At 60.5% G+C, this 19,317-nt stretch carries 21 protein-coding genes; 17 read left to right on the top strand and 4 right to left on the bottom strand.

What is annotated here, in order from left to right; genetic code table 11:
- Positions 1-110 precede the first annotated feature (110 nt).
- From hslO to ABWV64_RS08230, 5 genes are all read left to right on the top strand, one after another.
- Positions 111-1,112: an Hsp33 family molecular chaperone HslO gene (gene hslO / locus ABWV64_RS08250; protein WP_353343934.1), complete on the top strand. Its 1,002-nt coding sequence runs from the start codon at positions 111-113 to the stop codon at positions 1,110-1,112.
- Positions 1,109-1,723, top strand: a complete 615-nt coding sequence (locus ABWV64_RS08245; RefSeq protein ID WP_502902626.1) for a CoA pyrophosphatase — start codon at positions 1,109-1,111, stop codon at positions 1,721-1,723. The genes hslO and ABWV64_RS08245 overlap by 4 nt, the downstream gene beginning before the upstream one ends.
- Positions 1,720-2,892 carry a CCA tRNA nucleotidyltransferase gene (locus ABWV64_RS08240; RefSeq protein WP_353343932.1) on the top strand — a complete coding sequence of 391 codons (1,173 nt, stop codon included), beginning with the start codon at positions 1,720-1,722 and terminating at the stop codon, positions 2,890-2,892. The genes ABWV64_RS08245 and ABWV64_RS08240 overlap by 4 nt, the downstream gene beginning before the upstream one ends.
- 38 nt (positions 2,893-2,930) lie before the next feature.
- Complete coding sequence (locus ABWV64_RS08235; protein ID WP_353343930.1) at positions 2,931-4,148, top strand: class I SAM-dependent RNA methyltransferase; 1,218 nt, start codon at positions 2,931-2,933, stop codon at positions 4,146-4,148.
- Positions 4,149-4,267: 119 nt separating this feature from the next.
- Positions 4,268-4,768, top strand: a complete 501-nt coding sequence (locus ABWV64_RS08230; RefSeq protein WP_353344572.1) for a L,D-transpeptidase family protein — start codon at positions 4,268-4,270, stop codon at positions 4,766-4,768.
- A gap of 83 nt (positions 4,769-4,851) precedes the next feature.
- Here ABWV64_RS08230 and dalA read toward each other — a convergent pair whose 3' ends face one another.
- The gene (gene dalA, locus ABWV64_RS08225; protein ID WP_353343928.1) at positions 4,852-5,361 is read right to left on the bottom strand and encodes a divisome-associated lipoprotein DalA; all 510 of its coding nucleotides are present in this window, start codon (positions 5,359-5,361) and stop codon (positions 4,852-4,854) included.
- A 168-nt stretch (positions 5,362-5,529) separates the two neighbouring features.
- Here dalA and ABWV64_RS08220 point away from each other — a divergent pair, with 168 nt between their 5' ends.
- Complete coding sequence (locus ABWV64_RS08220) at positions 5,530-6,147, top strand: L,D-transpeptidase (RefSeq protein WP_353343926.1); 618 nt, start codon at positions 5,530-5,532, stop codon at positions 6,145-6,147.
- Positions 6,148-6,296: 149 nt separating this feature from the next.
- Positions 6,297-6,482, top strand: a complete 186-nt coding sequence (locus ABWV64_RS08215; RefSeq protein WP_353343924.1) for a hypothetical protein — start codon at positions 6,297-6,299, stop codon at positions 6,480-6,482.
- A 148-nt stretch (positions 6,483-6,630) separates the two neighbouring features.
- On the opposite strand, the gene hemH is transcribed toward ABWV64_RS08215, so the two are convergent.
- Both hemH and ABWV64_RS08205 read right to left on the bottom strand, forming a co-directional pair.
- On the bottom strand, positions 6,631-7,695 hold the full coding sequence (gene hemH, locus ABWV64_RS08210; RefSeq protein ID WP_353343922.1) for a ferrochelatase: 1,065 nt from the start codon (positions 7,693-7,695) through the stop codon (positions 6,631-6,633).
- Positions 7,696-7,781: 86 nt separating this feature from the next.
- Complete coding sequence (locus ABWV64_RS08205) at positions 7,782-8,615, bottom strand: methyltransferase domain-containing protein (RefSeq protein WP_353343920.1); 834 nt, start codon at positions 8,613-8,615, stop codon at positions 7,782-7,784.
- Between the two features lie 24 nt (positions 8,616-8,639).
- On the opposite strand from ABWV64_RS08205, the gene ABWV64_RS08200 reads away from it, so the two are divergent.
- The 4 genes from ABWV64_RS08200 to ABWV64_RS08185 are packed head-to-tail and all read left to right on the top strand — an operon-like array spanning position 8,640 to position 10,977.
- Positions 8,640-9,371 carry a ComF family protein gene (locus ABWV64_RS08200; protein WP_353343918.1) on the top strand — a complete coding sequence of 244 codons (732 nt, stop codon included), beginning with the start codon at positions 8,640-8,642 and terminating at the stop codon, positions 9,369-9,371.
- 36 nt (positions 9,372-9,407) lie between these two features.
- A complete protein-coding gene (grxC, locus tag ABWV64_RS08195) occupies positions 9,408-9,665 on the top strand; it encodes a glutaredoxin 3 (protein ID WP_353343916.1) in 258 nt (85 codons plus the stop codon).
- Between the two features lie 3 nt (positions 9,666-9,668).
- The gene (locus tag ABWV64_RS08190; RefSeq protein WP_353343914.1) at positions 9,669-10,499 is read left to right on the top strand and encodes a carbon-nitrogen hydrolase family protein; all 831 of its coding nucleotides are present in this window, start codon (positions 9,669-9,671) and stop codon (positions 10,497-10,499) included.
- A 34-nt stretch (positions 10,500-10,533) separates the two neighbouring features.
- The gene (locus ABWV64_RS08185; RefSeq protein ID WP_353343912.1) at positions 10,534-10,977 is read left to right on the top strand and encodes a MarR family winged helix-turn-helix transcriptional regulator; all 444 of its coding nucleotides are present in this window, start codon (positions 10,534-10,536) and stop codon (positions 10,975-10,977) included.
- Here ABWV64_RS08185 and ubiG read toward each other — a convergent pair whose 3' ends face one another.
- Positions 10,978-11,727 carry a bifunctional 2-polyprenyl-6-hydroxyphenol methylase/3-demethylubiquinol 3-O-methyltransferase UbiG gene (ubiG, locus tag ABWV64_RS08180; protein ID WP_353343910.1) on the bottom strand — a complete coding sequence of 250 codons (750 nt, stop codon included), beginning with the start codon at positions 11,725-11,727 and terminating at the stop codon, positions 10,978-10,980.
- Positions 11,728-11,802: 75 nt separating this feature from the next.
- Here ubiG and pip point away from each other — a divergent pair, with 75 nt between their 5' ends.
- The 6 genes from pip (at position 11,803) to infB (ending at position 19,069) form a co-directional block, all read left to right on the top strand.
- The gene (pip, locus tag ABWV64_RS08175; protein WP_353343908.1) at positions 11,803-12,795 is read left to right on the top strand and encodes a prolyl aminopeptidase; all 993 of its coding nucleotides are present in this window, start codon (positions 11,803-11,805) and stop codon (positions 12,793-12,795) included.
- 8 nt (positions 12,796-12,803) lie between these two features.
- A complete protein-coding gene (locus tag ABWV64_RS08170; protein ID WP_353343906.1) occupies positions 12,804-13,442 on the top strand; it encodes a class I SAM-dependent methyltransferase in 639 nt (212 codons plus the stop codon).
- A 220-nt stretch (positions 13,443-13,662) separates the two neighbouring features.
- The gene (gene rimP / locus ABWV64_RS08165) at positions 13,663-14,262 is read left to right on the top strand and encodes a ribosome maturation factor RimP (protein ID WP_353343904.1); all 600 of its coding nucleotides are present in this window, start codon (positions 13,663-13,665) and stop codon (positions 14,260-14,262) included.
- Positions 14,263-14,298: 36 nt separating this feature from the next.
- Complete coding sequence (gene nusA, locus ABWV64_RS08160; protein WP_353343902.1) at positions 14,299-15,924, top strand: transcription termination factor NusA; 1,626 nt, start codon at positions 14,299-14,301, stop codon at positions 15,922-15,924.
- A 23-nt stretch (positions 15,925-15,947) separates the two neighbouring features.
- A complete protein-coding gene (locus ABWV64_RS08155; RefSeq protein WP_353343900.1) occupies positions 15,948-16,571 on the top strand; it encodes an RNA-binding protein in 624 nt (207 codons plus the stop codon).
- A gap of 5 nt (positions 16,572-16,576) precedes the next feature.
- A complete protein-coding gene (gene infB / locus ABWV64_RS08150; protein WP_353343898.1) occupies positions 16,577-19,069 on the top strand; it encodes a translation initiation factor IF-2 in 2,493 nt (830 codons plus the stop codon).
- Positions 19,070-19,317: the final 248 nt, after the last annotated feature.

Below are 19,317 nucleotides of genomic sequence, written 5' to 3'. Positions count from 1 at the left end.
CCTGCTGTTAACCGCATTTCCGGCGCATCTGCCGCCGCGCGCCCTTGGACCGCGCCTTGCCGTGACTATATAGTCGCGGTATGCCAAGCCAAGGCCTTGAAGGGAACCCTATGACACTTGGAACGAAACTCGCTTGGGACGACACGGTATTGCCGTTTCAGCTCGACAATGCAGATGTGCGCGGACGTGTGGCGCGGCTGGACGGGGTGCTTGATGGCATCCTCAAGCAGCATGACTATCCGGCGCAAGTCGAAGCTTTGGTCGCCGAAATGGCGCTGTTGACCGCATTGATCGGGCAAGCGATCAAGCTGCGCTGGAAACTGTCGTTGCAGGTGCAGACCAAGGGCGCTGTGCGCATGATTGCGACAGATTACTACGGCCCCTCCGAGGATGGCCGCGCCGCGCGCATCCGCGCCTATGCCAGCTATGACGCCGAGCGTCTGACCGAAGAGGCGCCTTTTGCGCAGCTGGGCGAAGGATATTTCGCCATTCTAATCGATCAGGGTGAGGGGATGCAGCCCTATCAAGGGATTACGCCGCTTGACGGCGGATCTCTGGCCTCCTGCGCCGAGGCTTATTTTGCTCAATCCGAGCAATTGCCGACCCGCTTTTCGCTGTCCTTTGGCAAATCGACCGAGCGCGGCGGAGAAGAGCATTGGCGCGCGGGCGGGGTGATGTTGCAACATATGCCCAAAGCGTCGCCCTTTGCGGCTTCGGGTGAAGGGACGGGCGAGGGCGGCTTGCTGCGCCCTGCCGATTTGGTCGAAGGCAACGCCGAAGAAAACTGGAACCGTGCCAATATCTTGCTCGATACGGTTGAGGACCTTGAATTGATCGGGCCGAGCGTGCCACCGACCGATCTGCTGGTGCGGCTGTTCCACGAGGAAGGCCCGCGGGTGTTTGATGCGCAATCGGTGCGCTTTGGCTGCACCTGCTCCGAAGAGAGGGTGCGCCAAAGCCTGTCGATCTACTCGGCGCGCGACATCGAGAAGATGACAACACCCGAGGGGCGCGTGACGGCAGATTGCCAGTTTTGCTCGGCGCATTATGATCTTGACCCTCTGTCGGTCGGGTTTGACGCCGAGACACCAGCGCAGGATGACGCATCGTGAAAGACCGCGCAGGGGATATACCTGCGCTTTTCGCGCCGGTTCTGGCCGCGCTTGATGTGCCGACCGAGGCCTCCTCTGATTTCGATCTGAACCCCGCGCTTCGCATGACGGGGCGCAGCCTGCGCGCAGCGGGCGTGTTGGTGCCGTTGATCGAGCGTCGCGGCGCGCTGCATCTGATTTTGACCAAACGCGCTTCGCACCTCAAACACCACCCCGGACAGATTGCCTTTCCAGGCGGCAAGCAAGAAGACAGCGACGCGGATGTGATTGCTGCCGCGCTGCGCGAAGCCGAAGAAGAGATCGGGTTGCAGCGCGATAACGTCGAGGTGTTGGGCGTTCTGCCGTCGCATGAAACGGTCACGGGCTTTGAAATGACGCCCGTTTTGGGCCGTGTTAGAGCCGATTTTGCCCCCAAACCGGAGGCAGGTGAGGTTGATGAGGTCTTCGAAGTGCCCCTCGCCCATGTCGCCGATCCGGCGCAGTATATCGCGCAATCGCGCCGTTGGCGCGGGGTGGAGCGGACCTATTACACCGTTCCCTATGGCCCCTACTATATTTGGGGCGCCACCGCGCGGGTGTTGCGCGGCCTTGCGGACCGGATGGACGTATGAGCAGCGCCGCGCCGCAAAGCCTTCACGTGAAGGGGGGTTGGCTGAGCGCGCCGCCAACGCAGGCCGTCTGCCATATGCTCGAAGAGGCGGGTCATCAGGCGCTTTTTGTCGGAGGCTGCGTGCGAAATGCGCTGATCGGCGCGCCAGTGTCAGACATTGATATCTCCACCGATGCGCGTCCCGAACGTGTTGTGGGTCTGGCTGAGGCGGCGGGGTTTCGCGCCGTGCCAACGGGGATCGATCATGGCACGATCACGGTTGTGAACGGCGGCATTGCGCATGAGATCACCACCTTCCGGCGCGACGTTGAAACCAATGGGCGCCATGCGGTCGTGGCCTTTGCCGATGGGGTGGAAGAGGATGCGCGTCGCCGTGATTTCACGATGAACGCGCTGTATTGCGACGCGCGCGGAGTGGTGATTGATCCGCTGGGCGGGATGGATGACCTGATGGCGCGGCGGGTGCGGTTCATTGATGATCCGAGCGCGCGGATCGAGGAAGATTACCTGCGGATTTTGCGGTTCTTCCGCTTTCATGCTTGGTATGGTGACCCGCAGGGCGGGATGGACGCCGACGCCTTGGCGGCCATTGCTGTGCATCTCGATGGGTTGTCGGGACTGTCGGCGGAACGCGTGACCTCCGAATTGCGCAAGCTTTTGGCTGCGCTCGACCCTGCGCCGAGCGTGGCGGCGATGCGCGCAAGTGGTGTTTTGGCGCGCGTGATAGAGGGCGGCGATGACCGCAGTTTGGCCCCTTTGGTGCATCTGGAGCGAAGCATCGGCGCAAAGCCGGATGCGATGCGGCGGCTGGCCTGTTTGGGCGGTGCGCCGGAGACGGCGCTGCGGTTGAGCCGCAAAGAGGCGGCGCAACTGGTGCGGCTGCGCGAGGCGATTGGCGCAATGACCGGCGCGGGCGAGTTGGGATATCGAATGGGTTATGAGGGCGCGCGCGACGTTCTTTTGCTGCGCGCAGCCTTGTTCGAGGCGCCGATTGATGCGGCGGCGCTGCCTGAGGCCGAACAGGGCGCGGCGGCGCAATTCCCCGTGAAGGCCCAAGACCTGATGCCTGCCTATGAGGGCGCGGCCTTGGGGGCAAAGATTGCCGAGCTTGAGGCCCGCTGGATCGCGTCGGATTTTTCGCTCGCGCGCGAGGCGCTGCTTTCGGCTTAGGGCTTTCGCGGCGTCCGATTGCGCGCTATTGCGGCGATATGAGCGAATATAAAATCCAAAGATTGGGCCATCAGGGTGACGGTATTGCTGCTGGCCCGCTGTTTGCCCCGCTGACCTTGCCTGGTGAGGTTGTGACCGGCACCGCCGACGGCACGCGGCTCACCGATGTGCGCATTGTTACGCCTTCTGCCGACCGCGTCGCCGCGCCGTGCCGCCATTTCAAAACCTGCGGCGGGTGCCAGTTGCAGCACGCGAGCGACGAATTTGTCGCCCAGTGGAAGATCGATGTGGTGCGCCGCGCGCTGGAGGCGCAGGGGCTTGAGGCTGCGTTTCGCCCGATCCAGACCTCGCCGCCGCAAAGCCGCCGCCGTGCCGGATTCTCGGTCAAGCGGACCAAGAAAGGCGCGATGGCCGGATTTCACGCGCGCGCCTCCGGCCTCGTCATTGAAATCCCCGATTGCCAGCTATTGCACCCTGACGTGATGGCCGCGCGGCCAGCGGCGGAGGCTTTGGCGGTCTTGGGCGGCTCGCGCAAGGGCGAATTGACGGTGATGGTCACGCGCTCGATGGATGGGGCGGATGTGGCGGTCACCGGCGGCAAGCCGCTCGATAACGATTTGCGCATCGGATTGCCGGCAATCGCAGAAGAGTTCTCTTTGGCGCGGCTGACGTGGGACGGTGAGGTGATTGCCATGCGCGAGCCGCCGCGACAGCAGTTCGGCCGCGCGCATGTGGTGCCCCCTGCGGGTGCGTTTTTGCAGGCGACAGACGCGGGCGAGGCGGCGCTTCTGGCGGCGGTGCGCGAGATTGTGGGCGGCGCCGCGCAGGTGGTTGATCTGTTTGCCGGATGCGGAACCTTCGCGCTGCCGATTGCGGAAAAAGCAGAGGTGCACGCGGTCGAGGGCGAGGCCCAGATGCTTGCCGCGCTTGATCGCGGGTGGCGCGAGGCGCCTGCGTTGAAAAAGGTCAGCCATGAGGCGCGCGATCTGTTCCGCCGTCCCTTGATGCCGGACGAGCTCAAGCGTTTTGATGCGGCAGTGATCGACCCGCCGCGCGCGGGGGCCGAGGCGCAGGTGGCCGAGCTTTGCCGATCACAGGTCGCACGTATCGCCTTTGTGTCCTGTAATCCCGTGAGTTTCGCGCGCGATGCCAAGGCATTGGTCGATGCGGGATACCGAATGGAGTGGGTGCAGGTGGTCGATCAGTTCCGTTGGTCGGCGCATGTGGAGCTTGTGGCGGCTTTTTGCCGAGGCTGACACGGCTCGGACGGGCGCATTAGTTTCGATATGTCTTGACGCTTTGCCAAGAGGGCAGGGTTTGGTATGAGCGTGAGAAAAGAGCAAAGTTTCTTATCGGTGCGATCGGGCAAAATATGATGGTGATTTTTCGGGCATTCCTTCTCTTGGCGGTGTTTTTCGGGCTGGCGTCCTGCGGCGGCTCGCGGGGCTATAATGGCCCCGAGGTGACGCAGGTTCTGGTCTATAAAGAGAACCGAACGATGTATTTGATGCACCATGGCAGGGCGCTCAAGAAATATGACATCGGTTTGGGTTTCGCGCCGCAGGGTCATAAATCCCAAGAGGGCGACGGGCGCACGCCGGAGGGGGCCTATGTGATCGACCGGCGCAATCCCAACAGCAAATTCCACTTGTCGGTCGGGATCAGCTATCCCAATGCGGCGGATGTGGCGAAGGCCAAAGAAATGGGCGTTGAGCCGGGCGGTGATATTTTCATCCATGGGCAACCGAACCGCGCCAAGGGTAAGAAATTGCCGCAACGCGATTGGACGGCAGGGTGTATTTCCGTGCGCAATCGCGAGATCGAACAGATTTTCGCAATGGTGCGGGACGGAACGCCGATCTACATCCACCCTTGATGCACCAGATCATGTTGCGAAAGCGGCCGCCTGTTTGGGGCGGCCGTCTGCGTTTTGCAATGTCAGTGCTGACGAAGGAGGGCTTAATCGCCCATGATCAATGTCCACCAGATTTTGCCGTTGCTCTCTTGGTGCCACGCAAACCCCATATTCAGCGCGCGTTTGTCCAAAATCACGTCGCGCGTGTCCGGCTTTTCCATCCAAGCGCCAAGGGTTTCGACCTCGGTTTCGTAGGTCTCTGAGATATTCTCGCCCAGCATCGTGCCGGTGTAACCGACGCGGCGGACGCGATCGATCGGCGAGGAGCCGTCAGAGCCGAAATGCCAAGGGCGGTTTTGCACCGACATATCGCGCGAATGGGTCGCGGCAGCGGCGTTCAGTTGCGGATCGAGCGTAACGGGCTGTGCGCCGGCGGCGCTGCGCAGGGAGTTGACCGAATCGAGCATGCGATACTGCAGCTTGGCTTCGCCGGACTTCGGAATGCGGTAAAGCCGCGGCAGGGGCTTGCCATCGGGGCCGAGGCTGGGTTCGCTCGGTGCGCAAGCCGAAAGGGTCAAGGCAGAGACGAGGGCAATTGCAATTAGTCGGATCATGAGGGCTCACCTGAAACTTGTGTCCCTCTGCCTTATCGTGCGAGGCGTTGCGTTTCAAACCCACATGCGCGTGAGATTGCCAGTTAACAGTTGTTTGATTTGCGACTGCGGCTTTCGCGCCATATATGATGAGGCAATTGAATGCGTTCCGGTCCGGAGATTTTCGCAATGAACACCAATAAACCATCCAGCCGCCGTGCCTTTTTGGCGGGAACTGCTGCTTTTCTAGGCACACCTGCGCTTGTCTCGCGCGCCTTCGCGCAAACGGCCGACGTGAACGGCGATAGCACCGTCGAGATCGAGCGTGATGTTACCGAAGTGGTACGCCGCAATATTTCGAGCTTCCGGTCGCTTGATTGGCGGCCCTATTTTTCGGATCTGAGCGGCGGCGCGGTATTGGTGGATATCACCTCGCGCGCCTTGCATTATTGGTCCGAGGACGAAAGCATCTACAAACTTTACCCGTCCAGCGTGCCTTTGACCGACGATCTGACCCGCCGCGGGCGCACCTCTGTTGTGCAAAAGGTTGAAGGGCCAAGCTGGCGTCCGACACCGTCAATGCTTAAGCGCAACCCCGAGTGGCCGGACTACATCGGCCCTGGCCCTGATAATCCGCTTGGCACCCACGCGCTTTATCTCAGCTGGACCTATTACCGCATTCACGGCACACATGACACGCGCAAAATCGGGCGTCGCTCGTCGAATGGCTGCATCGGGCTCTACAACGAGCATATCGCCGAGCTTTTCGATCTGACCAAGGTCGGCACGCAAGTGTTGCTTATTTGACAAACATCTGCCGAGTTGGCAGGGTTGAATTAATCTAGTGTTTGCAATCGCCAAAATTTGATGGTTAGAAAACGCTACGAGGTTTAGTCTTGGGGCCTGTCCGTGCCATGTTTGGCCGTAAAACAGGCGAATATCTGGAGAACACTACTATGAAAAAGATCGCACTCGCAGCCGCTTTCGCAGCCGCAGCAACCACCGCATCGGCCGGCAACGTTTCCGAGCCCATGATGGAAGCACCCGTCATCGTTGAAGAAACAGCTTCTTCCTCGGCTTCGGGCATCCTGATCCCGCTGTTGGTTCTGGCAGTTGTCGCAGCAGCCGTTGCAAACAACTAAGATTTCGCCTTAACGGGCAAATCAGAAAGGCGGAGGGTTTTCCCTCCGCCTTTTGCGTATCTAGGGCCTGCTTTTGAGGCCAAAGAAAAAGCGCCGGCTTCGGGTATGGAGCGCGGCGCTTTTGTGTTTGTTGCGGCGGGGCGTGCGCTTAGGCGAGCCAGCCCTTGAGGTTTTCTTCGATAATTCCGGTGAGTGCGCGGATATGCGCCGGATCATCGTTGAGGCAAGGGATATAGAGAAAATCTTCCCCGCCCGCATGTTCAAAGCTTTCGCGGATTTCCTCGTTGATCTCTTCGAGGGTCTCGATGCAATCGGCGGAAAAGGCGGGGGCGATGACGGCGATGTTTTTCTTGCCCTCTTCCTCGGCCAATCGCGCCACCTCTTTGACCGTATAGGGTTTGAGCCATTCTTCGGGACCAAAGACCGATTGGAAGGTCGTGGTGATCTGGCCCTCGTCCCAACCCAGCCGCTCGCGCAAAAGCCGTGTCGTTTTTTGGCATTTGCAATGATAGGGGTCGCCCTGCATCAAATAGCGCTTTGGCATGCCGTGGTAGGAGACGACCAAGAGCTCCGGTTTTTTCTCGGCGGCTTCATAGGCGCGTTCGACCGATGCGGCGAGGGCATCGATGTATTCGGGGCTTTCGAAATATTCCGGCACGGTGCGCGCGGCGGGTTGGGCCGGTTGTTCCATCAGGGCGCGGAAAAATTCGTCGTTGGCCGTGGCGGTCGTGGCTCCCGCATATTGCGGATAGAGCGGGAAAAACAGGATTTTGGTGCATCCGGCTTTGACCATTTCATCCACTTTGGATTTGGTCGATGGATTGCCGTAACGCATGGCGAAATCCACCATGACCTGATCGCCGTAACGCGTCTCCAAGTCGCTGCGGATTGCGGCGGTTTGGTCGCGGGTGATCGTCAGAAGCGGGCTTTCGTCCTTCTCGGTGTTCCAGATCGACCGATAGGCCGCGCCCGAGCTGAAGGGACGTTTGGTCAGGATGATCAGTTGCAGCAGGGGCTGCCATTTCCATTTGGGATAATCGATCACCCGCTGGTCCGACAGAAATTCGTTCAGGTAGCGGCGCATGGACCAATAATCGGTGCCATCGGGCGTGCCGAGATTGGCGATGATCACACCGACTTTGGCGCTGGGCACTTTGGGGTGGTCCTTCGGTGCATGCGCGGGGCAGGTGGCGGTCATGGATGCGTCGGGCATCGGGCTCTCCTGATCTGGATGGCTGTATCTGTATAAAGCCTCATCGGACATAGTGGAAATGTCCGAGGGTTCAACGTTTTTTCACCTCACGGCTCAAGCGGCGTTTCCGTCGATCCCAAGGCATCGGCAAGGCGCTGCGCCGCTGACCCAGGGCGCAGGGGCTTTTGTTGACTGGCATCTGGCGCCCATCCGGTCAGAACAGTCAATTCAAAGCTTGCCTTGATCCGGCCTGCGTCTTGCGGGTCTTCTGCGGCAAAATGCAGCGCGTAAATTTCGGCGGCGCGGGTGAAGAGCGCGCGGCGGGTCGGGCGGCGCAATCGGGCGTGAAGTGCATTGCCCTCGCCCATCGCCCGTATGTCGCGCATCAGGTCAAAGGCGCTTTTGTAGGTGACGGTCAGCGGCACGCTATCGGCCACAGGCAGGGCAAAACCGGCGCGCTGAAGCAGCCCGCCCAGATCGCGGATCTCTCCCATAGGCGCGATGCGCGGGCTGATTCCGCCGGTCACTTCGCTTTCGGCCTGCGCCAAGGCGGCGCGCAGTTCCGATAGGGTCTGCCCGCCAAAGAATACCGCCAAAAACAACCCGTCAGGCCGCAAGGCGCGGCGCGCCTGTACCAATTGCCCGACCGGATCACTGGCCCAATGCAGGGCCATGGCGTGGATCACCAGATCATGCGCCTGCACCGCCAGATCAAGCGTGTCGTCGTCTTCAACAATCTGCGCGCTGTCAAAATTCTTTTGCCAAAACGCCTTATGTCCGGTCACGAGGGCCGGATCGGTAAAGGTTCTGTTAACCATAGACAGGCGATCATGAAGCTCCTCGGCGGCCACGTCGTGCAAGAAATGCGCGAAGTCTGTTCCAGCGCGCCTGCGGTTGCGCGTCAAAGCGGATCGGTCGGTGAGGATCGGGTTTTGCGTCATGGCGCGGACCATAGGAGGGGGAGCATGGGAATTCAAACGGCATTGCGCGTTGTTTACCCGCCGCATTGCCTGCATTGCGGGGATACGGTTGAGAGCGATTTCGGCCTTTGCGCCACCTGCTGGCGCGACACGCCGTTTATCAATGATCCGTGCTGTGATGCCTGCGGCGCGCCTTTGCCCGATGGCGGCGGCGAAGACCTCGGGGCCACGCTCATTTGCGATATCTGTCTGGATCATCCGCGTCCTTGGCGGCACGGGCGCGCGGCGCTGCTTTATGAGGGGACGGGGCGTGATCTGGTTCTGGCGCTCAAATATGGTGACCGCCACGAGATCGTCAGGCCAGCCGCGAAATGGATGGCGCGGCGTGCGCAGCCGTTGCTTGCCGCGCATCTTCTTGTGGCTCCGATTCCCTTGCATTGGACGCGGATGCTCAAACGGCGGTTCAATCAATCGGCCTTGCTCGCCGCGGCTTTGGCGCATGAACTGGGCCTTGCCTATTGTCCCGACTTGTTACAGCGGCCCACGCGCACGGCCAAGCTGAAGGGCATGGACCATGCTGAACGGTTTTCCGAACTTGAAGGGGCCATCAAGGCGCACCCCAAACGGCGCCATCGTATGGCGGGGCGGTCTGTGTTGCTGGTTGATGATGTGCTGACCTCGGGGGCGACGCTTCATGCGGCAACAGAGGTCTGTTTGCAGGCAGGTGCCAAAGATGTGCGCATCCTGACCCTCGCACGCGTTGCAAAGGACGCGTAAATCTCCGACAACGGATGTGAAAACCGGAGAAATGCGATGCAACCTGTCTTGATTTACACCACCCCGATTTGCGGCTTTTGTCATGCGGCCAAGCGTCTGTTGAAAGAGAAAGACGTGAATTTCCAAGAGGTCGATGTGATGGCCGATCCGTCCCGCCGCGCCGAAATGACCCAAAAGGCCAATGGCGGGCGCACCGTGCCGCAGATTTTTATCGGCGAGACCCATGTCGGCGGCTGCGACGATCTTTATGCGCTCGAACAAGCGGGCAAGCTTGATGCCTTACTGGCGGGCTAGGCGATGAAAGCCGCGCTGCTGCAAATCTGTTCGTCGGACAATCCGCCGCAAAACCTTGCGATGATGCAAGGGATGCTGCGCGAGGCGGCGGGCAATGGCGCGGGGTTCGCCCTATTGCCCGAGGTGTGCAATTGCGTCTCCACCTCGCGCCGCCATCAAAACGAGGTGTTGGCGCTGGAGGAGGACGACCAGACCCTCAAAGGCCTGCGCGCCGAGGCGCAAGCTTTGGGGATTTGGCTTTTGATCGGCTCGCTCGGGGTGAAAACCCGAGATGCGGACGGGCGATTTGCCAACCGCTCCTTCGTCATTGCACCCGATGGCAGCATCAAGGCGCGCTATGACAAGCTGCATATGTTTGATGTGCAGGTCAGCGAGACCGAGACTTTCCGCGAAAGCGACGGATACCGTCCGGGCGATCATGCGCAAATATGCCAGACGCCTTTTGGCGCGCTGGGCCTGTCGGTCTGCTACGATCTGCGCTTTGCCTATCTTTATCGCGCTTTGGCTAAGGCAGGTGCGCAGATATTGACCGTGCCTGCGGCGTTTTCCCCCGTGACCGGCGCGGCGCATTGGGAGCCTTTGTTGCGCGCGCGCGCCATCGAGACGGGCTGTTATGTTCTGGCCCCTGCACAAACCGGCGCCCATGACCTTAGCCGCGGCAAGCCGCGCCGCACCTATGGCCATGCGATGGCGGTTGCCCCTTGGGGTGAGGTCTTGCTGGATATGGGAGATCAGGTCGGTATCGGATATGTCGATCTGTCGCTTGATGAGGTGCGGCGCGCGCGTGCACGGGTGCCCGCCTTGGATCATGATCGCGCCTTTCGCGGGCCTTGACGCATGAGATCAGAGCCTTAAAGCAGTAAGAGCTATGACCGATACCACCGCAAATGCCCTCGCCGTCGCTTTGTTCAGCGAAATCCTGACCGCCGATCAATTGGTGCGCAACCGGCTGAGCCGCGTTCTGCCCAAGGGGATGGAGATTTCGCATTTCTCGGTCTTGAACCATCTGGCCCATGCGGGCGCCGAGCGCAGCCCCGCGCAATTGGCCAAGACGTTCCATGTCACCCGAGGCGCGATGACCAATACGCTGAGCAAACTGGAATGGGCGGGCTATGTCCACATCCGCCCCGATTGGGATGATGCGCGCCGCAAGATGGTCGCGATCAGCCCCGCAGGCCGCCAAGCGCGCGAGGCGGCCTTGGCGGCGATTTCACCGATGATTTCGGATTTGGTCAGCGAGATCGGCGACGAGAAAGTCCGCGCGGTCCTGCCCATCCTGCGCGAGCTGCGCGCCAAGCTTGAGGACGAGTGATTACGCGTCCGGTTTCACGCTGGCGGTGACGTAATTGACGCTCAGATCACGGTCTGACAGGGACCATTTCCACGTGATCGGATTGAACACAAACCCCTTGCGATCCACGGGGCGCAGGCCTGCGGTTTCGATCAGTCCGTAAAGCTCGTCCGGCGTGATGAATTTGCGCCACTCATGGGTGCCTTTGGGTAGCCAGCGCATGATCACCTCGGCCCCGACGATGGCCACGGCAAAGCTTTTGGGATTGCGGTTGATGGTCGAGCATATCATCAATCCCCCCGGTTTGAGCAGCATCTGGCAGGCGGTCGTATAGGCTTGCGGATCGGAAACATGTTCGACCACCTCCATGTTGAGCACCACGTCGAATTGCTCGCCATCCTCGGCCAAGGATTCGGCGGTGACATTGCGGTAATCGATGGTTAGCCCCGAGGCTTCGGCATGGACCTGCGCGACGGGGATATTGCCCGCCGCCGCATCGGCGCCGACGACCGTCGCGCCAAGGCGCGCCATGGGTTCGGACAAAAGCCCGCCGCCGCATCCGATGTCGAGAATGCGCAGCCCTTCAAACGGGCGCGGGCCGTCCAGATCGCGGCCAAATTCGGCGGCGATTTGCGAGGTGATGTAATCCAACCGGCAGGGATTGAGCATATGCAGGGGCTTGAACTTGCCATTCGGGTCCCACCATTCGGCGGCCATGGCTTCGAATTTGGCGACTTCTGCGGGATCGACGGTGTTTTGGGCGGTTTGCATTTTGCTCTCCCTGTGGTCTTCTGGGGGTGTCGCGGGCGCTGGTGCGCCGGACTTTGAGATCTATATAGGGCAGTCATGGACAGAATCTCAGGCCAAAAGAGCGCAGTGCAATATTTATACCCGCCGATCGACCCGTTCGATCAGCGGATGCTCGATGTGGGTGAGGGGCATAGCGTCTATGTCGAGCAATCGGGCAATCCCGACGGGCGGCCTGTTGTGGTGCTTCATGGCGGTCCGGGCGGCGGGTGCAGCCCTGCGATGCGGCGCTATTTCGATCCCGAGGTCTACCGCGTGGTCTTGTTTGATCAACGCGGCTGCGGGCGGTCAAAGCCCTATGCGAGCGTGACCGACAACACCACATGGCACCTTGTGCGCGATATCGAAATGATCCGCGAAGCATTGGGCATTGATGCGTGGGTGGTGTTCGGCGGCAGTTGGGGCGCGACCTTGTCGCTCATCTACGCGCAAACCCATCCCGAGCGGGCGCAGCATCTGGTGCTGCGCGGGGTGTTCATGATGACCAAGGCCGAACTGGATTGGTTCTACGGCGGCGGCGCGGGGCAATTTTGGCCCGACACATGGGACCGGTTTTGCGCCCCCATCCCCGAGGATGAACGCTGCGATATGATTGCCGCCTATCACAAGCGGTTGTTCAGCGGCAATCGCATGGAAGAGGTGAAATACGGCAAGGCTTGGGCGGCATGGGAAAACGCTTTGGCCTCGGTGCAGTCAACGGGTTACGGCGGCGAGAGCGCGGGCGAATATGCGCGGGCCTTCAGCCGTCTGGAGAATCACTATTTCACCCATGCGGGATGGCTCGACGAAGACGGGCACATCATGAAGAAGATGGGCCGCATTTCTCACATTCCCGCGCATATCGTGCAGGGCCGTTATGATATGATTTGCCCGCCGGTGACGGCCTACCGTTTGGCCGAGGCATGGCCGCGCGCCGAATTGCGCATGGTGCCGGTGGCAGGTCATGCGTTGTCGGAGGCGGGCATTTCCGCAGAATTGGTGCGAATCATGGACCGTCTGGCATTGTCCGGCGGCCCGAGAGCAAAGGGGTAGGGCGCGATATGGCAGGCAAGGGAAGCGGGTTTTGGAACTTTATGGCGCCGCGCTACGCGCGCTCGAAGATCAGCGATGAGGCCACATATCAGCGCAAGATCGACGAGACGCGCGCGATTTTGCATGACGGAATGCGTGTGCTTGAAATCGGATGCGGCACCGGCACAACGGCGGTTGGACATGCGCCCTATGTGCGCTCGATCTTGGGCGTCGATTTCTCAGAAAAGATGATCGAGATCGCGCGGGCGCGTGCGGCAGAGGCCGGCGTCGAGAATGCGCGCTTCGAGGTCGGTTCGGCCAGCACACTCAAGGCGCAGCCCGCCAGTTTCGAGGCGATACTGGCGCTCAACGTGCTGCATCTTTTGCCCGACTACGCGCAGGTGATTGAAAAGGCCTATATGATGTTGCCCCCTGGCGGGTATTTTGTCTCCTCCACGGCCTGCCTTGGCAAAGGGTTCACGCCGGTCAAATTGCTGCTTGCGGTGTTGGCGCCTTTGGGAATTTTGCCCAAGGTCCAATATATATCGCAAGACGAGCTTTTGGCGGCGATGCGCTCGGCGGGTTTCGAGGTGATATCGTCATGGACCCCGCCAGCCAAAATGGCGGCGACCTTTGTGATCGCGCGGCGGCCCTCGGCGGCCTATTGAGCCGCCAAGGCGCGCGCGCGGACAAAAGCCTTGCACATGCGGCATCATCGGCATATATCGCTCTCAACAGCGGCGCTTTGAGAGATTGAGGCTCCACCGAGAACGATCAACGGGCCGCGCGCCCGTTTTTTTGTGCCTGTCTTTGATGGGGCAATATGCGGGGCCGCGTGTCGATACGATCCCCGCATGGGGCGCAACCGATAGGACCACTAAGGCCGATATGAGTAACGATCTGATTGCCAAAGCTGCGATGGACCGGCGTCTTGCCGAGATCATCACCCCCGTGATCGAAGACATGGGGTATGAGTTGGTGCGCGTGCGCCTGATGAGCGGCAAGACAAACACGTTGCAAATCATGGCCGATAAACCCGAAGGCGGGATCGAGGTCGATGATTGCGCGAAAATTTCCACGGCGCTGGGCGCGACTTTGGATGTCGAAGACCCGCTGACGGATGAATATGTGCTCGAAGTCTCCAGCCCGGGCATCGACCGCCCGCTGACGCGGATCAAAGATTTCGACATGTTCGAAGGCTATGAGGCCAAGATCGAAACCGGCGAGTTGATCGACGGGCGCCGCCGCTTCAAGGGTGTGCTGGCAGGGGTCGAGGGCGACGAGATATTGATCAATCTCGAAGAAGGCAAAGAAACGGTCACCGTGGGTTTGCAATTTGACTGGCTGACCGATGCGAAATTGGTTCTGACCGACGAGTTGATTAAAGAGATGCTGCGCCAACGCAAGGCGGCGGGCGTGCTCAATGAAGACGGTTTCGACGAGATCGAGACCGAAGCCGATACTGAAACCGATACAAACGAAGAGTAACGCCGCCACGGCGCATGTTCCGAGGAGAACCTGAGAATGGCAATTACATCTGCAAACCAGCTTGAGCTGCTGCAAACAGCCGAAGCGGTTGCCCGCGAAAAGATGATCGACCCCGGTTTGGTGGTCGAGGCGATGGAAGAGAGCCTCGCGCGCGCGGCCAAGAGCCGTTACGGCTCGGAGATGGATATTCGGGTCAGCATCGACCGCAAGACCGGCCGCGCGACGTTTACCCGTGTGCGCACCGTGGTCGAGGACGAAGAGCTTGAGAATTACCAATCCGAGCTGACGGTCGAGCAGGCCAAGCAATATATGGAAAACCCTGCTGTCGGCGACACGTTTGTCGAAGAAGTGCCCCCCGTCGAAATGGGCCGGATCGCGGCGCAATCGGCCAAGCAGGTGATCTTGCAAAAGGTCCGCGAAGCCGAACGTGATCGCCAATACGAAGAATTCAAGGACCGCGCAGGCACCATCATCAACGGTGTTGTCAAGCGCGAGGAATACGGCAACGTTATCGTCGACGTGGGCCGCGGCGAAGGTATCTTGCGCCGCAACGAGAAGATCGGCCGCGAAAGCTATCGCCCGAACGACCGTGTGCGGTGCTTTATCAAGGACGTGCGCCGCGAAGCGCGCGGCCCGCAGATTTTCCTGTCGCGCACCGCGCCCGAGTTCATGGCCGAGCTGTTCAAGATGGAAGTGCCGGAAATCTATGACGGCATCATCGAGATCAAAGCTGTTGCCCGCGATCCTGGATCGCGCGCCAAAATCGCCGTGATCTCTTACGACAGCGGGATTGACCCTGTGGGTGCCTGCGTGGGTATGCGCGGCAGCCGCGTGCAGGCGGTCGTGAACGAGCTTCAGGGCGAGAAAATCGACATTATCCCGTGGAATGAAGATCAGCCGACCTTCCTCGTGAATGCGCTTCAACCTGCCGAGGTGACCAAAGTGGTTCTCGACGAGGAAGCCGAGCGCATCGAAGTGGTTGTGCCTGATGAGCAATTGTCGCTCGCCATCGGTCGCCGCGGCCAGAACGTGCGTCTTGCCTCGCAACTGACCGGCCTTGATATCGACATCATGACCGAATCCGAGGAATCCGAGCGCCGCCAGAAAGAATTTGAAATCCGCACCAAGCTCTTCATGGATGCTCTGGACGTTGACGAATTCTTTGCGCAGCTTCTGGTCGCCGAAGGCTTCACCAACCTCGAAGAGGTCGGTTATGTCGAGCTGGACGAGCTTTTGGTCATCGACGGCGTGGACGAAGATACCGCGAAAGAATTGCAGACTCGTGCGCGCGAAACGCTTGAAGCTGCTGCAAAGGCCGCTTTGGCCCATGCCCGCGAGCTTGGCGCCGAGGATAGCCTTATTGAATTCGAAGGTCTGACACCCCAGATGGTGGAAGCATTGGCCGAAGACGGCGTTAAAACGCTCGAAGATTTCGCCACATGCGCGGATTGGGAATTGGCCGGCGGTTGGACGACCGAAGGCGGCGAGCGCATCAAGGACGATGGTTTGCTCGAAAAATTCGACGTCAGCCTCGAAGAAGCGCAAAACATGGTCATGACTGCGCGGGTCATGCTGGGCTGGGTCGATCCGACCGAGCTTGAGGCTTCCGAGGATGCGGGTGCCGAAGACGCCGATGAAGCGCAAGAGGAGGCCGAGGCCTAAGGGTCTCGGGTCTGGAGCCGCCGATGGGCCGAGCCGGTGCAGAAAAATCCCGCGACGACGGGCCGGAGCGTAAGTGCATTGCCACAGGCGAAGTGCACCCTACCTCTGATCTGATCCGTTTTGTGGTGGGGCCGGACGGGCAAATCGTGGCGGATGTCATGGGCAAATTGCCCGGACGTGGCATTTGGGTTCGTGCAACCCGCGAGGCGCTCGATTTGGCCGTGCAAAAGGGGCTGTTTGCCCGCGCCGCCAAGCAGACGGTGCAAGTGCCCGATGACTTGGTCGCCAAGATCGAGGCGCAATTGGCGCGGCGGATCATCGATCTCGTTAGCCTTGCCCGCAAGGGCGGCCATGCGGTTTCGGGCTACGAGAAGGTCAAGGACTGGCTCTATAAAGACGACGCCAAAGTGCTCTTGCAGGCCTCTGACGGCTCCGAGCGCGGTAAGTCGAAGCTGAGCACGCCCGAGGGCGGAAAATTCATTGGATGGCTGACAGCGGATGAGCTGGGTCAGGCATTCGGGCGCGAAACCACCATCCATGCTGCACTGGCGGCTGGTGGTTTGGCGCAACGTGTTGTAGAGGAAGCGGCAAGGCTGAAAGGCCTGCGCGTTTCGGACGGCGGGAAGGCTCGCCGGAAAGGGAAGTAGACCACATGAGCGACGACAACGACGGCAAAAAGACTTTGGGTGTACGTGGTGGTCCGCGCGCGGGCAATGTGAAGCAAAGCTTCAGCCACGGGCGGACCAAGAATGTCGTGGTGGAAACCAAGCGCAAGCGCGTTGTGGTGCCCAAACCGGGCGGCGCAAAGCCAGGCGCGGGCGGCAATCCTGCCTTGGGCGATCCGTCCAAACGGCCTGCCGGGATTTCCGACGCGGAGATGGAGCGCCGCCTGAAGGCGCTGCAAGCGGCAAAAGCGCGCGAGGCGGATGACGCTGCGCAGCGCGAAGCCGATGAAAAAGCTCGCGAGGAAGAGCGCCAGCGCCGCCGCGAAGAGGCCGAGGCCAAAGAGCGCGAAGAGCGCGAGCGTGAAAATGCACTGAAGGCGAAAGCCGAAGAGGACGAACGCGCACGGCGCGCCGCGGAAGAGGCTGCCAAAGCGGCCGCCGCTGCAGCGGCCAACCCGCCCGCGGGCGAGCCAGCCGCGCCGCGTGCGCAGCGCTCGGCGCCGTCATCTGCGGGCGCAAACGCGCGCCGCCCTGCCGAGAACGACGATCGCCCTAACCGCAACAAGGGCCGTGATGATGGCCGCCGTTCGGGCAAGCTGACTTTGAATCAAGCCCTTTCGGGCGGCGAAGGCGGGCGTCCGAAATCCATGGCGGCGATGAAGCGCAAGCAAGAGCGCGCGCGTCAAAAAGCGATGGGCACGCAAGAGCGCGAGAAGGTCGTGCGCGACGTGCAATTGCCCGAAGCAATCGTGGTTTCGGAATTGGCCAACCGTATGGCCGAGCGCGTGGCTGACGTCGTCAAAGCCTTGATGACCAACGGCATGATGGTGACCCAAAACCAAACCATCGACGCGGATACCGCCGAATTGATCATCGAAGAGTTCGGCCACAAGGTGGTGCGCGTTTCCGATGCGGATGTCGAAGACGTGATCAAAGAGGTCATCGACAAGGAAGAAGATTTGCAGCCGCGTCCGCCGGTCATCACGATCATGGGCCACGTTGACCACGGTAAAACCTCGCTGCTCGATGCGATCCGCAATGCCAAAGTGGTAGCGGGTGAAGCGGGCGGCATCACGCAGCACATCGGTGCCTATCAGGTGAAAACCGATAGCGGTGCGCTGCTGAGCTTCCTCGACACGCCAGGCCACGCGGCCTTTACGTCGATGCGTTCGCGCGGCGCGCAGGTCACCGATATTGTGGTTCTTGTGGTTGCTGCCGACGATTCGGTGATGCCGCAGACCATTGAAGCGATCAATCATGCGAAAGCGGCGAATGTGCCGATGATCGTGGCGATCAATAAATGCGACAAGCCCGAGGCAGACCCGATGAAGGTGCGCACCGAGCTTTTGCAACATGAGGTGATCGTCGAGGCCATGTCCGGCGACGTGCAAGATGTCGAAGTCTCCGCCCATACCGGTCAGGGCCTTGATCAACTGCTCGAAGCGATCGCGTTGCAGGCCGAGATCCTCGAGCTGAAAGCCAATCCGGATCGCGCGGCGCAAGGCGCGGTGATCGAAGCGCAGCTTGACGTGGGCCGCGGCCCTGTCGCGACAGTTCTGGTTCAAACCGGCACCCTGCGCCAAGGCGATATCTTTGTCGTGGGTGAGCAATACGGTAAGGTTCGCGCGCTGATCAACGATCAGGGCGAGCGCGTTCAAGAAGCCGGACCATCGGTGCCTGTCGAGGTGCTTGGCCTTAACGGCACGCCGGAGGCAGGCGATGTCTTGAACGTGACAGAAACCGAAGCGCAGGCGCGCGAGATCGCGGAATACCGCGAGAAAGCCGCCAAGGACAAACGCGCAGCAGCCGGTGCGGCGACCACGCTTGAGCAATTGATGAGCAAGGCGAAAGAGGACGAGAATGTCTCTGAATTGCCGATCCTTGTCAAAGCGGACGTTCAAGGGTCTGCCGAGGCCATCGTTCAGGCGATGGAGAAGATCGGCAATGACGAGGTGCGCGTGCGCGTGCTGCACTCGGGCGTTGGTGCGATCACCGAAAGCGATATCGGTTTGGCCGAGGCCTCCGGCGCTCCGGTCTTCGGCTTTAACGTGCGGGCCAACGCGCCGGCGCGGGCCAGTGCGAACCAAAAAGGCGTGGAGATCCGGTATTATTCGGTGATCTATGACCTTGTGGATGATGTGAAGGCGGCGGCTTCGGGGCTTTTGAGCGCGGAAATCCGCGAGCATTTCATCGGCTATGCGCAGATCAAGGAAGTGTTCAAGGTGACCGGCATTGGCAAGGTTGCGGGCTGTATCGTCACCGAAGGCGTAGCGCGCCGTTCGGCAGGCGTGCGCCTGCTGCGCGACGATGTTGTGATCCACGAAGGCACGCTCAAAACGCTCAAGCGCTTCAAGGACGAAGTCAAAGAAGTGCAGTCGGGCCAAGAATGCGGCATGGCATTTGAGAATTACGATGACATTCGCCCCAACGACGTCATCGAGATTTTCGAGCGCGAGGAAGTGACGCGGACCTTGACCTAAGCCTGTCGTGCCTGCGGCCGGTTTGGCGGCATGGTGGGAGATGGCGAGAGCCTAAAACTGGAAAAAGGGGCTTGGCGAAATGCCGAGCCCCTTTTTCTTTCCCGCTTTGTTGCTGGGGCGGCGTTTGAAGGGCGCTGCCAGTCCGATCAAAGCCACGCACTCAGCGCGGGAAGGTCGTATGTGTATTATTTGAGATCTTTCGCGGGGCGCGAACGCCCAAGCAAGTGATGTGAGTGGTAGTAAGCGAC

The organism is Litorivita sp. NS0012-18 (assembly GCF_040371945.1).
In the GTDB taxonomy this organism is placed as follows: domain Bacteria; phylum Pseudomonadota; class Alphaproteobacteria; order Rhodobacterales; family Rhodobacteraceae; genus Litorivita.
This window is presented reverse-complemented; position numbering and strand designations above follow the sequence as displayed.